This is a genomic window from Streptomyces flaveolus, assembly GCF_000716535.1.
GTDB lineage: Bacteria > Actinomycetota > Actinomycetes > Streptomycetales > Streptomycetaceae > Streptomyces > Streptomyces flaveolus_A.
In genome coordinates, this window is the sequence record NZ_JNWV01000023.1 from 126,422 (window position 1) to 139,292 (window position 12,871).

The 12,871-nt window shown below is 72.1% G+C and carries 12 protein-coding genes; 9 read left to right on the forward strand and 3 right to left on the reverse strand.

Features of this window, described 5'->3' with window-relative positions:
• Positions 1–168: 168 nt before the first annotated feature.
• Positions 169–4,005, forward strand: coding sequence for a S8 family serine peptidase (locus OO52_RS25235; protein ID WP_030646105.1), 3,837 nt, complete (start codon positions 169–171; stop codon positions 4,003–4,005).
• Between the two features lie 191 nt (positions 4,006–4,196).
• On the opposite strand, the gene OO52_RS25240 is transcribed toward OO52_RS25235, so the two are convergent.
• The gene (locus OO52_RS25240) at positions 4,197–5,201 is read right to left on the reverse strand and encodes a helix-turn-helix transcriptional regulator (RefSeq protein WP_030646106.1); all 1,005 of its coding nucleotides are present in this window, start codon (positions 5,199–5,201) and stop codon (positions 4,197–4,199) included.
• A gap of 298 nt (positions 5,202–5,499) precedes the next feature.
• On the reverse strand, positions 5,500–6,333 hold the full coding sequence (locus OO52_RS25245) for a DUF6461 domain-containing protein (RefSeq protein WP_051818501.1): 834 nt from the start codon (positions 6,331–6,333) through the stop codon (positions 5,500–5,502).
• A gap of 191 nt (positions 6,334–6,524) precedes the next feature.
• On the opposite strand from OO52_RS25245, the gene OO52_RS25250 reads away from it, so the two are divergent.
• The 4 genes from OO52_RS25250 (at position 6,525) to OO52_RS25270 (ending at position 9,823) form a co-directional block, all read left to right on the forward strand.
• The gene (locus OO52_RS25250) at positions 6,525–7,277 is read left to right on the forward strand and encodes a hypothetical protein (protein WP_030646110.1); all 753 of its coding nucleotides are present in this window, start codon (positions 6,525–6,527) and stop codon (positions 7,275–7,277) included.
• Positions 7,278–7,470: 193 nt separating this feature from the next.
• Entirely contained in the window at positions 7,471–8,115 is a 645-nt protein-coding gene (locus OO52_RS25255) for a dihydrofolate reductase family protein (protein WP_030646111.1), read from the forward strand.
• A gap of 450 nt (positions 8,116–8,565) precedes the next feature.
• The gene (locus OO52_RS25265; protein ID WP_030646116.1) at positions 8,566–9,126 is read left to right on the forward strand and encodes an SUKH-4 family immunity protein; all 561 of its coding nucleotides are present in this window, start codon (positions 8,566–8,568) and stop codon (positions 9,124–9,126) included.
• 25 nt (positions 9,127–9,151) lie between these two features.
• Complete coding sequence (locus tag OO52_RS25270; RefSeq protein ID WP_030646119.1) at positions 9,152–9,823, forward strand: hypothetical protein; 672 nt, start codon at positions 9,152–9,154, stop codon at positions 9,821–9,823.
• A 163-nt stretch (positions 9,824–9,986) separates the two neighbouring features.
• Here the strand turns inward: OO52_RS25270 and OO52_RS52955 are convergent, their stop codons facing one another.
• Positions 9,987–10,253 (reverse strand): SDR family oxidoreductase, encoded by a 267-nt coding sequence (locus tag OO52_RS52955; protein WP_037629266.1) that lies wholly within the window; start codon positions 10,251–10,253, stop codon positions 9,987–9,989.
• A gap of 1 nt (position 10,254) precedes the next feature.
• Here OO52_RS52955 and OO52_RS52960 point away from each other — a divergent pair, with 1 nt between their 5' ends.
• From OO52_RS52960 to OO52_RS25290, 4 genes are all read left to right on the forward strand, one after another.
• On the forward strand, positions 10,255–10,539 hold the full coding sequence (locus OO52_RS52960) for an FAD-dependent oxidoreductase (RefSeq protein WP_234339682.1): 285 nt from the start codon (positions 10,255–10,257) through the stop codon (positions 10,537–10,539).
• Positions 10,540–10,552: 13 nt separating this feature from the next.
• Positions 10,553–10,960: an FAD-dependent oxidoreductase gene (locus tag OO52_RS52965; protein WP_051818507.1), complete on the forward strand. Its 408-nt coding sequence runs from the start codon at positions 10,553–10,555 to the stop codon at positions 10,958–10,960.
• 286 nt (positions 10,961–11,246) lie between these two features.
• Entirely contained in the window at positions 11,247–12,512 is a 1,266-nt protein-coding gene (locus OO52_RS25285; protein WP_030646120.1) for an MFS transporter, read from the forward strand.
• On the forward strand, positions 12,509–12,811 hold the full coding sequence (locus tag OO52_RS25290; RefSeq protein ID WP_030646122.1) for a sulfurtransferase TusA family protein: 303 nt from the start codon (positions 12,509–12,511) through the stop codon (positions 12,809–12,811). The genes OO52_RS25285 and OO52_RS25290 overlap by 4 nt, the downstream gene beginning before the upstream one ends.
• Positions 12,812–12,871: the final 60 nt, after the last annotated feature.

Here is a 12,871-nt window from a genome sequence, read left to right on the forward strand (position 1 = left end):
GGCGCGACCGCTCCGGCACGACACGACGTGTGCCCTCAAGAAGCCACCGCGGTGTCGCCGTTGAGACATGTCGCAGCTGTGACAGCTCGCGCCAGTGACAGGCCCGGCCTTCTCGCCAAATGATTTCGGACAGTTGTGTTCCACGGCTGTTCGAAAGGTGTTTCCCTGATGGCAAAGATCCGCCTTATGGCGGCGATATCAACAGGATTGATACTGGTTGCCGGAGCCGTATCCACCACCGCCGTGGCGGGGGCGGCGACCAGCGGTACCGTCACTCGTTCCGCGGCCGAGCCGGGGGCGCGCTCCACGACCGTACGGCTGATCACCGGCGACCAGGTGACCGTGACATCGCTGCCCGGCGGACGGCGCACCGCGTCGGTGCGGCCCGGCCCCGGTCGCGAGCACATCCCCTTCGAGACGCTCGAGGAGGACGACAAGTCGCTGACCGTGCTCCCGTGGGACGCCGAGTCCCTGGTCTCCGCGGGCACGCTGGACCGCCGGCTGTTCGACGTGACCGCCCTGATCTCCCAGGGCTACGACGAGGCACACACCTCCGCGCTCCCGCTGATCGTCTCCTCCGAGCCGTCTCGGAAGGGGACCAGGGTCACCGCTGAGGCGGCACGGGCCGCAGCCGCCACCGCCGACCGGCTCGCGGCGCTCAACACGCCGGGGACTCCCTCCCGGAACCTGCCGAGCATCCACGCACGATCGCTCCGGGTCGCCGAACGCCAACTGGGGACTTTCTGGGAGACGTTGAACCCTGGTGGCAAGGCCGGCGTCGCCCGTGCCGCGCTGACGCCCCGGGTGTCGCTGGACGGCAGGGTGAAGGCCCTGCTCGACCGCAGCACCGCGCAGATCAACGCCCCCAGCGCCTGGAAGGCGGGTGACGAGGGCCAGGGAGTCAAGGTGGCCGTGCTCGACACGGGTGTCGACGCGAGCCATCCCGACCTGGCCGGTCGTATCACGGAAGCCCAGGACTTCTCCCAGAGTTCCAACACGGACGACCACTTCGGTCACGGCACGCACGTCGCCTCGATCGTCGGCGGCAGCGGTGCCGCGTCGGGCGGGACCCGCCGGGGCGTGGCGCCCCGGGCCGACCTGCTCATCGGGAAGGTCCTGGGCGACGACGGCTACGGCACCGAGTCGGCCGTCATCGACGGCATGCAGTGGGCGACGCGCGAGCACGCCAAGATCGTCAACATGAGCCTCGGGTCGGGGTCTCCGACCGACGGCACCGATCCGCTCAGCCAGGCGGTCGACTCCCTGACCGCGTCCACCGGCACACTCTTCGTCGTCGCGGCCGGCAACGAGGGGGAGTCGGGTCCGTCCAGTGTCAGCTCGCCGGGTGCGGCCGAGGCGGCGCTGACCGTGGGGGCCGTCGACCGTGACGACTCACTCGCCCCGTTCTCCAGCCGCGGCCCGCGCCTGGGCGACGGCGCGGTCAAGCCCGACGTGACCGCCCCCGGGGTCGGCATCACCGCCGCGCGCGCGTCCGGCACCACCCTGGGCGACCCGGTCGACGCCCACTACGTCGCGCTGTCGGGGACGTCCATGGCCACCCCGCACGTCGCCGGCGCCGCCGCGCTCCTGGCCCAGCGGCACCCGGACTGGGACGCCCAGCAGCTCAAGGACGCGCTGATCAGCACCGCGCACACCGTGCCCCACACCCAGGTGACCGAACAGGGCGGCGGCCGGATCGACGTGGCCACGGCCATGGGCGCCGTCAGGGCCAGCGGTTCCGTCTCCCTCGGCCCGCTGCGGACCGGCGGCTCGGAGGGACGGCAGCAGGCGGCCACCGTTCGCTACACCAACTCCGGCGACCGTCCGGTCACGCTCTCCCTGGCCCTCGGCCTGGCCACCGAATCCGGGCGCACGCTCCCGGACGGGGTGGTCGGCCTCGGCTCCGACACCGTGCGGCTCGCCCCCGGCGCCACGGCCGAGGTGCCGCTGAGCACCGACGCCCGGCACGCGGTCCGCGGCAACTTCTACGGGTACCTCACCGCGAAGTCCGCGGACGGTACCGTGCTCGCCCACACCACCGTCTCCCTCGCGGTACACGCCCCGCAACACCGGCTGACCGTGTTCTACCGCGGCCGCGACGGCAAGGTGGAGCCGGACTGGCTGCCCACGATATGGGGCCCGGACGGGTTCGTGGACTACGCGGACAGGCAGGCCCACGTCGCCCTCGTGGAGGAGGGCACGTACTACGTCAGTTCGGCCTTCTACGGCATGACCGATCACGGCGGCGAGGCGGGCACCGTCGTCGCCCCCGAGGTCAAGGTCACCGAGGACCGGACGGTGACGCTGAACGCCGCCGAGGCCACCCAGGTGCACATCCGCACACCGCGCCCCGCCGAGCAGCACGGCATCCTCAGCACCACCGTGTACCGCCGGATCGACGGCCGCGGGCTGATCCAGGGCGTCATGTACTTCGACGACGTCAAGCGCCTCTACGTCAGCCCGACCTCCCGGGTGACCGACGGCGCCTTCGAGTTCACCTCGCGCTGGCAGATGGTGGCCCCGCAACTGCGGGCGAAGGTCTCCGGCAGCTCCGAGGAGTTCGTCCCGTACTACGACTCCCACTCCCCTGCCTTCCCGGACCGCGGCGCGCGGCTGACCGCCGTGGACGCAGGCTCCTCGTCGGCGCCCGACTTCCGCCGCGCACGCGGGAAACTCGCCGTCGTGCGGTACGACTTCTCCGTCACCGAGCCCGAACTCGCCCTGTCCGCCGCGAAGGCGGGGGCCGAGGCGCTGCTGATGGTGTGGCCGCAGGAGCAGGGCAGCGCCTGGACCCGGTGGCAGCCGACGGGTGACCGGACGGCCCTGCCCAGCATGCGAGCCTCCTGGAAGGACGGCACCGCCCTGCTGGAACGCGTCAAGAAGGGCACCACGACGGTGACGTTTTCCGGCACGGTGCGCAGTCCCTATCTGTACGACGTGATGCAGGTGTCGAAGGACTTCGTCCCCAAGCAGGTCGTGCACACAGTCTCGGAGCGGGAGAGCGCGGTGGTGCGCAGCACGTACACCCGCACCGGTGCCTCGCTCTGGGCCAGCGAGCAGCGTTTCGGGTGGCGGCCGTACCAAGAGACCGCGTGGAACCAGTACAGCCGCTACGTCCCGGTGGGCCGGGAGCGCGTCGAGTACGTGACCGGCGGGGACACTCTGTGGAACCACGTCGTGCACCACAACGTCGTCGACGTCCCCGACCTGCCGTTGGCGGCCGGCATGCGGAACGCGCCGCGTGCCTACCGCCCCGGCCAGCGCACCGCGGAGCGGTGGTTCGGAGCGCCGGTCCGCCCCTCCATCCCCCGCGGCTGGACCCGGCCGTCGGTCCGCACCGGCGACACCCTGTCCCTGTACGTCCCTGAGTTCACCGATTCCGACGCCGGTCACTGGTCGTTCGCGGAGGCGGGTGGCTTCGGCACCGGCCGGGCGACCGCTGCCGACGACGTGGCATCGGCGGTGCTGTACCGGAACGAGGAGCAGACGGCGGTCTCCGACAACGGCGCGTGGGGCACCTTCGAAGTGGCCCCGGGCAAGGCCCGGTTCCGGCTGGACCTGACGACCGCCCGGGTGTCGGACGACTGGCACCTCGGGGTGCGCACGCACACCTCGTGGACGTTCCGCTCGGACACCACGGCCGAAACCGCCCCGCTGCCGCTGCCGCTGCTCCAGCTCGACTACGACGTACCGGTCGACGCGCAGGGCGCCGTGAGCCGGGCACGCGCACACCGCCTGGCCCTCACCGTCCGCATGCAGGACGGCATGGCCGCCCCGCGCGGCGTGCGCCTGAAGGCGGAGGCGTCGTACGACGGCGGGAAGACCTGGACCACGGCGCGCACGGGGCGGCACGACGGCGGCCCGCGGTTCACGGCCACCGTGGAACGGCCGTCGAAGGTGCGCGGCGACGCCTACGTGACGCTCCGCGTGACCGCCACGGACTCCGCCGGCAACAGCGTGCGACAGACCGTGGAGCGGGCGTACCTGCACCCCGGTACGGCGTGACGCGCGGACGGCGCTGACGCGCTCGTGCCGTCACTCGGCGCGGCGGGTACCACGGCCATGGAGGGCCCGGTACCCGCCGCGTCCGTGCGAACGCGGGACGACGTCAGCGTGGCGGCGTCCGGCACACCCCTCGCAATCGCCGGTGCCCGTGGCGTACGGCACAGGCGTGCCGGGCCGCGGGGCGAGCCCGTTCACAGCCAGCCGCGTCGCGACGCCTGCCAGGCGAGCTGCATGCGGGTCACCGCGCCGACGCGTTCCATCATCCCCTGGATCCGGCGCTGGACCGTCCGCCGGCTCAGCCCCATCTGCGAGGCGACCGCCTTGTCGGCGACCCCCGCCACGAGCAGCGACAACAGCTTGCGGTCGGTGGCCGAGAGCGAGTCGGCCGGACCGACGCCGTCGCTCACCGCGAGTACGCCGGTGCCGTCGATGTCCAGGGGGACGGCGTCCTCCCAGTAGCACTCGAAGAGGGCGATCAGGGCCGCGAGCAGATTGCTGTCCCTGACCAGCGCCGTGGTCGGCTCTTCCGGGCTGCCGTGCGGTCCGCCGGCCACGAGGGGGAAGACGGCGACGGAGCGGTCGGCGACGGCCAGACGCAGCGGCAGGTGCGGTACGGCACGAGCCACCTCACCGGCCCGGACACCCGCCACCACGTTCTCCAAGGCGCCCTCGTCGTCGAAGAACGCCTTCTCGTACAGCACCCGGTAGCGCACGCCGCGGGCCAGCGCCTCGAACTCCTCGGCGTTGGTGCCCGACGGCATGGCCACGTACTGGGCCTTGCAGAACCACAGCATCTCGTGGCGCGCGCTCGACTGGATCTGCCGGAGCTGCTGGCGCAGGGCCTCCGCCCCGGTGATCACCTCCAGCAACTGGCCGGCGTCATGCCTGCGCATCGTCTCCCGATAGGACTCGATGAGACGTGCGGCCTCGAACCGGGCCAGATCGAGCGCGTCGGCGCTGCGCTTCAACCGGGGCAGCAGCGCCGCCTCCGGCGGAGCCGGACGGAACACGCGGGGTGTCCCGTCCGTATGGGTGGCGAGGCCCTTGGAGACCAGTGAGTCCAGGATCCGCCCGGTCTCCGCGTCGGTCAGGCCGGCCCGCTCGGCGATGTCCCCCTCGGTGGCCCGGCCGGACGTCACGAGCATCTGGTAGAGGGATTCCTCCTCGGGCGAGACTCCAGCCGCCTCCAGCGCCACGGACGCCTCCCGGAATCGTGGAATCCAACGGTTGAAGATCGTACTACGCCCGACGGTTGGCGCCGCGAAGCCGTACGTGCCGCTCGGATCGGCCCCCGGCGGGCGTCAGGCCACCGGGAGCACGGCCTCCTGGTTGGCCGGTACGGCCGGGCGATCGCCGGTGCCGGTGTCGTGGCCGTGGTGATCACCTTCCGGTCCACCGCCTCGTACCCGGCCGCCATGGTCTCCGGCGCTGGTGGTGCACCGACGCCCGGCTGCGCCTGCCGACGGTTCTCCTGACGGCGGCTACGGCTCCGGGTCAGGGGCCGGGTTCCCCGCCGGCGTGGAAGGTGCCGATGACGGGGCTCCCGCCGATGCCTGCGGCGAGGTGGCGTGTCCGGCGTTCCCACCACTGGGGATCGGTGGCCCGCTCGTAGTCCCTGCGCAGGCCGGCGGGGATCAGGCGCAGGCGTTCGTCGGGGGAAGGTCTGCCGTTGGCCGCGGCCCACGCGGAGATCTCCTCGAAGTCGGGGGCCGGTGATCCCATGACCGCGTACACCGGGAGGGGCTCTTCCGCGAGTACGGCGCGGGGCAGGGAGAGGCCGAAGCGTTCCTCGAAGACGGCCAGGCCGAGGCGCTTGCGCTCGTCGTAGTCGTCGATGTAGCGATCGCGGTAGGTCTCCCCGTCGGGGTGCAGGATCCCCGCGGCCACGAGGTCGGGCAGGAGCAGATCGGGCTCATGGCCATAGCGGCGGCGCTCCTCGCACAGCCCGAATCCGCAGACGGTCCGGCCGTCGCGCGCGTACAGGACGTTGGTGGGCGGGTGCTCCGAGTTGTGGTGGTAGTGGAGGGCTTCCACGCCATCGCGTGAGACCTCCTCCAGACGGTCGAGGTAGGGGCCGTACGCGAGGGCGAACGCCCAGCCTGCGTGCTCACCGACGCGGACCACGGCGCTGCTCGGCCCACGGTCGGGGTAGCCGTCGATGTCGAGGCCGGCCATCTGCGCGTCGGTCATCGGTTCCGCCGCCGCCCCGCGCGACGCCCCCATGCGACACGCCAGTTCCTCGGCGTCGATGCCGCGGGCGAAGTGCACAGCCAGCATCCACCCGGAACTCGTCGTCACGCCGACCATCCACTGAAGACCGTCGCTCACACGCCCTCCCCGTCTCCGACGAACGGAACCCCCCTGCCTGTGGTGACGACCTTAGGACGGCCCACTGACACCGGCCCGACGGCGGGGACGTCCATGGCCCTGAACCGACAGGCAGGCGGGCCCCAGCCGGTGAGACGCCGTGGCCGGGGGCCCGCGAGCACCGTGAGCGGTGCCGGCACTAGCCTGGTCCCATGGCGCATGCGGGGGACTTCCGGGTCGGTGACGTGCTGTCGGTCGCCTGCCCCTTCACGCCGGCCAGAGTCGAACGGGGCCTCACGTGGGAGCACGTCTCGGTGCGGTGGCCATGGTGGCGCATCGACACCGACAGCGCGTTCTTCCACTGGAACGGGATCGTCGCCCTGGGTGTGGACACGGGCGGGTACGTGGGCCCCGAGGTCGAGTCCGAGTTGTTCCGGACCGACCCGCCACCCGAGCACCTGAAGGCGGGGGACGTCTGCCGGGTCGGAGTGCCGCCGACCGTGGTGCACGTCACCTCCGTCGACCACCACGATCCCCCGCTGGAGACGGGTTGGCTTCCGCGTCCCGGGCTGTCCGTGACCGTGCTGCGCCGTGGCCTGTCCTACCGGGAGTTCCCGGACGAGAGCCACCTCGACGGCTCGGGATACAGCATCAACCCGGGCGACGGTATCCCGTTCTCCTTCGAGTTGTTGATACGGCCGTACGCCTTTCTCCGGCCGGGCGACGAGGTCGCCGACGCCGCGGGGCGGGCCTGGCTCTTCCACGGGCCGTGGGAGTGGACCGCCTTCGACGGAGCGGGGGCCGGCGCAGGCCCCGAGTGGCCGCTCGTGCTGCTGACCCGCGCAGGGGCGCCCTGCTCCATGGCCGACGCGCAGGCAGTGGCCGCAGGCACGGCGACCGGCTCCCACCAGGAGACCGTGCGGCACTGGATGTCCCTCACCGACGCCTCGCCCACGCCCGGCTAGCACGCTGACCCGAGTGGTCGCGGCGGCCACCTCGATGCTGTCCGTGTCCGCCCCGGCACACCGCCGACGGGACCGCTTGGCGACGCGCCGGAAAAAAGTCGCGGGCCCCTGTCGATCCGGCCGCGTCCCGTTCGACGTCATGATGTGCGGCGCCTTGCCGCACGATGACATGACGGGACCTGCGAGGAAACACGTGGATCAGCTACTGAGAGTCATGAACTTCAACGTCTCGAGTGATGGGATCGGTGCCGGTGAGCAACAGAGTCTCGAGAGACCGTTCGGCCTTGACCGTCCCGAGAGGCTCTTCGCCTGGGCCGGAGCCACGGCGAGCTGGCCCATGCGCACGGATCCCGGGGGGAGCCGGGGGCTCGACGACTACTTCACGCGAGACTTCGCACGCAACATCGGCGCCGAGATCATGGGCCGCAACAAGTTCGGGCCGCAGCGCGGGCCCTGGCCGGATCATGAGTGGCGCGGCTGGTGGGGCGAGGAGCCCCCGTTCCGCACGCCGGTGTTCGTCATGACCCATCACAAGCGTCCGTCGTTCACGCTCTCCGACACCACGTTCCACTTCGTCGACGACGACCCGGCCACGGTCCTCGCACGGGCGCGGGAAGCGGCGCGGGGCCAGGACGTCCGGCTCGGCGGCGGGGTCACCACCATCCGGCAGTTCCTTGATGCCGACCTCGTCGACACCATGCACGTGGCGGTCTCGCCGGTGAAGCTGGGGTCCGGTCTGCGACTCTGGGAGTCCCCGGACGAGCTGCTCGACCGGTTCCACCTGGAGGTCGTACCCAGCCCGAGCGGCGTGACGCACCACCTGTTCTGGCGAAGGTGACGCGAGGACCCACTCGGGTTCCGGCTGCCACGGCGAGGGGGCGTCCGCCCCGGCGGATGCCCCCTCACCGCGGATGCGGGCGCGCTCCTCGCGCTGGGCGGCGAGTCCGTCGGGGGGCCGGGCGTTGGCGCTGCGCCGGCTCGGGTGGCGGTGCAGGGCCTGCGGCTGCGCGGGGTGGCCGTGGTGGCCCCCGATCGCCAGCGGCCTGAACTCGTAGAAGGCGAAGCCCCGGTCGGGGACGCGTACCAGTACCTGCTCCATGCGGTCGAGCTCGGCGTCGCGATCCATGCGACCGCCACGGCCTCCGACCCGGCGAACCCACGAGCTCAGCGCACTGGGTGGCACTCCCTGGCGTCCGCCGAGCGGCTGTGCGGTTGACTGGGGCCCGCACTGATCGAACGATGCGGGATCCATGGGGGCCATGCGGTGAAGAGCAACGACATTCCACTGATGCCGGATGCGGCGTGGCTGGAGGAACGGCTGGGCGAGGGCTCGCTCTGGCGACCGGACGAGGCCGCCCTGCCGGCCGAGTTGACGCATGCCCAGTCCAGGGAGTTCCTGCTCACGGTCGGATTCCCCGCCGTCGACCTGGATGTCGCGGGGATCGACACGAGGCACTTGCGGGACCAGGACGAGTGGGAGCCGCTCGATGCCGACGAGATCTACGGGAAACGCTACCCCGACGACGACTCCCCGCCCACGAACTTCTGCTTCACCGTGGCCCTCTGGGGCGATCAGCACCTGATGCTCGGAGCGGCGGACGGCGGCATCACCCACTACGACCCCAACGGGTGGGACCACGGTGCCGGCTGGAAGGGACTGGCCGCCGATTCGCTCCCTGTGCTCGCCGTGCTCCTCGGGCTGATCGCCGAGTCGAGCGACGCCCTGGAATCGGACGACGACGCGGTGCGCGCGGCCGCCGTCGCCGATCTTCGGGAGCGCATGATCGGCCCGGAGCCGTATGTGGACGACTCAGCCTTCTGGGACGACATCTTCGAATGGCTCGTCTGACAGCGGAGCGGGACGGAGCGGCCGCGTGACCGTACACGACGTGGCCCGGGCGCTGCCGGGCATCGAGGAACTGCGAGACCACTGCCGTGGGCTCGCCATGCTGGACGCCGTGCTCAGCCCGGAGCTGGACGGGCGGTTCCACTCCTTCGACGCGCACGGGAAGGAGGGCGAGCGGAGGGCGTCGATGCGGGACGGGCTCGGGAGCGAGTACACGATCGTGTTCTCGGGCGCCGGGGCGTACGTCCGGGGCTTCGACCACACGTCGCCCATGAGTCCCTGGGCCCGCATGGACGTCCCCGCGGTGTGGCCCGGCGTGCTCGACGACGTGCCTGAGGTCTTCCACCGGTACGTCACGGAGCCCGCGTTCCGTGACGAGCACGGGGTCCCCTCCGTCACCTGGTGTCTGTGGCGGCGGGCGACCGACCCCGCCTGGCGGACCGGCGCCATCGTCTTCCCCGAGAAGGCCGACGGCGACCCGGACGGCGCCGACGTCCTCTTCGAACTCCTCGTCGACCGTTCACCGGAGGCCTACGCACAGTGGGCGTCCGAGTACTACGAGACCCCCGTCGACGTCGCGGCCGTCCGCCATGTCCTGGCGGGGCGCCCGATGACGCCGCAGATCGTCGCCCTGCTCAACCCGGAGGTCGAACTCGCCGGTCTGGCCGAGGACATCGCGCAGACCGGTCACCCGGTCTGAGGAACCCGTGCGGCCGTCCGGCGGACGTGCGGCGGGCCGGGTGACCGCCCGGCCCGCGACCGCCGTGCGGCTCCAGCGCCCAGGGGTGCCCGCTCGGCCTGGGCAGTGGGCGGTGTCACCCCGGGCGGCGCCGTCCGAAGTGTGGGCGGAGTGCTGGGGCGGGTCAGTTGCGTCCGGCCATGACGCCGCCGTCGACGTCCCAGACGGCGCCGGTGACCCAGCCGGCCTGGTCCGACAGGAGGAAGGCGACGGTGGCGGCGACGTCGTCGGGGGTGCCGGTGCGGCCGAGGGGGTGGAAGGTGTTGAACCCGTCGAGCGCGGAGTCGACGTCCGGAACCCTTCCTCTCCGCAGGAAGAGCGCCGCATGTCGGACCCCGCCGTGACCGCAGAGCCTCGCCTCCGCCCTCACGGCCGCGCTGCCCACCGGCACGGTGCGACTGAACAGCCCCGCGACCGCCATCCACCCCGACGGCCGCGGAGGGCTTGCCGTGCAGACGCCGGACGGCACCCTCCGCGCCGAGCACGTCGTGCTGGCCCTGCCGCCCGCGCTGGCCGTGGAGTACATCGACTTCGGGAACACGTTTCCCGCCGGTCTCCTGCGTCTTGCCCGGGCCACGTCGGTCTGGATGGGCGCCGTCGCCAAGGTCGTCGCCCCGTACCCCTTCGCGTGCTGGCGGGAGAGGGGACTGGACGGTGCCGCGTTCAGCAGGACCTGACCGATGCAGAGGGTTGACGACATGTCAGGGCCCGACGGGCGGCCTGGCGCGCTGCTCGGATTCGCCAACGCGCACCTTCCGCCCGGGCTTCGACCAGGCCGTCCGCGCACAGCTCGCTCAGCTCTTCGGCCCCGCCGCGGCCACCCCTGACGCCCTGTACGTGCAGGACTGGAGCGCGGAGCGGTGGACCTCCCCCTCCTCCGTCCAGCGCCTGGACGACCACTCCCTCTTCGGTCACCGCCTCTATCAACGCCCGACGCTCCACGGCCGGCTGCACTGGGCATCGACCGAGACGGCCACCGAGCATGCCGGACACATCGAAGGCGCCCTCGCCTCCGGGGAGCGCGCGGCCCTGGCCGTCCTGGCAGCGTCGTCCGCCGCGAACGAGCCCGGCATCGACGTCATCAGCGCCGGCACCTAGTTCGCTCCGTCTCGTGCGCCGACCCGCAACGGAAGGTTGTGGGCCGGCGCACCGGCGCGTCACGACACTCCGCAGGAAGTCGCCTCCATACGAGCCCCTTTCGGACGGCTCCGCACGAAACCACTCCACACACCGTACGAAGTCGCCTTAGTAGGAAGCCACTTCGGACGGCACCGTACGAGGCCCTTCGAAAGCACAGTATGAATCCCTTCGGACGCACCGTACGAAGGTCCCAACCGTGCTCGGCTCCCCCCGTGCACGGCGACACCACCGCCCCGGGAGAGACATGACCAGCACCGCACCCGCCGGTACGACGCCCCACATATGCGACCCCGCGCAGGCGCAGCGCCGCATCCTGCGCGTGCTGGTCGCCTCCCAGGTCCTCAGCGGCGCGGGCCTGGCCGCCGGGGTGACCGTAGGCGCGCTCCTCGCGCAGGACATGCTGGGCTCGACGAGCCTCGCCGGTCTTCCCAGTGCCCTGCTCACCGCCGGATCGGCGCTGACCGCGGTCGCCGTCGGCCGCATCTCCCAGCATCGCGGCCGCCGTCCCGGTCTCGCCGCCGGGTACCTCACCGGTGCCGTCGGCTCGGCGGGCGTCATCACCGCCGCTGCCCTGGACAACCCCGTCCTGCTGTTCATCGCCCTCTTCGTCTACGGCGCGGGCTCCGCCACCAACCTCCAAGCCCGCTACGCAGGAGCCGATCTCGCCCACCCCGGTCACCGGGCCCGCGCCGTAGCCACGGTCCTGGTCGCGACCACGCTCGGCGGTGTCGCCGGCCCCAACCTCGCCGCGCCGACCGGCACTTTGGCCGAACGCCTCGGCATACCGAACCTCGCTGGCCCCTTCATGCTGTCCGGCGCCGCCTACGCGCTGGCGGCGCTCGTCCTCGCCCTCTGGCTGCGCCCCGACCCTCTGCTCCTGGCCCGTACGGTCGCCGAGGCCGAGGAGGCCGACGCGACCTCGCACCCCGCCGTCTCCGAAGTCGTCGGCAGGGGCGAGGGGCGCGGAGGCGTCGTCCTCGGCGCACTGGTCATGGTCCTGTCCCAGCTCGTCATGGTCGCGATCATGACGATGACGCCGGTCCACATGCACGACCACGGGCACGGCACCGCCGCGTCCGGCCTCGTCATCGCCCTCCACATCGGCGCGATGTACCTGCCGTCGCCGCTGACCGGCTGGCTCGTCGACCGCTACACCGGCATGAAGATCGCAGCCGCGTCCGGCATCACCCTGCTGGCCGCCGGTCTCCTCGCCGCCGCGGCGCCCGGTGACTCCGTCGCCCTCCTCGCGCTCGCCCTGGCCCTGCTGGGGCTGGGCTGGAACTTCGGCCTCGTCTCCGGTACGGCGATCATCACCGACACCGTGCCGCTGGCCACCCGCGCGCGGACCCAGGGCGTGGTCGACGTCTCCGTCGCCATCGCCGGTGCCACCGGCGGCATGGCCTCCGGCATCATGGTGGCCGCCACCAGTTACCCCGCCCTCGCCCTCACCGGCGGCGTCCTCTCGCTCGCTCTCCTTCCCGCCGTCGCCGCCACCGCCTACCGTCGATGAGCCTGGCGAACCAGGAGATCCCAGCGCCGGACATCACCGTCGACGACACCGGCCTGCTCTGTGTCACCCTCCTGATGCGCCTGCGCGGGGAAATCGACGGTGCCGAGCCGGGCACCGTGGTCCACGTCGTCGACACCGATCCGGCAGCCCCGCTCGACCTGCCCGCCTGGTGTCACATGACCGGACACCACTACCTCGGCCCCGCCCCCGATGACGACCGCCCTGTGTACGCCCTCCGGCTCTCGGCCAAGGCCCGTCCCACGGCGGCCGGCGCCCCGTGGCGCCTCACCGACACGTGAGCGTCATCCGCGGCGGGCCGGCTCCTGCACCGATCGACGGCTCACCCGGCTGCGGCGAAA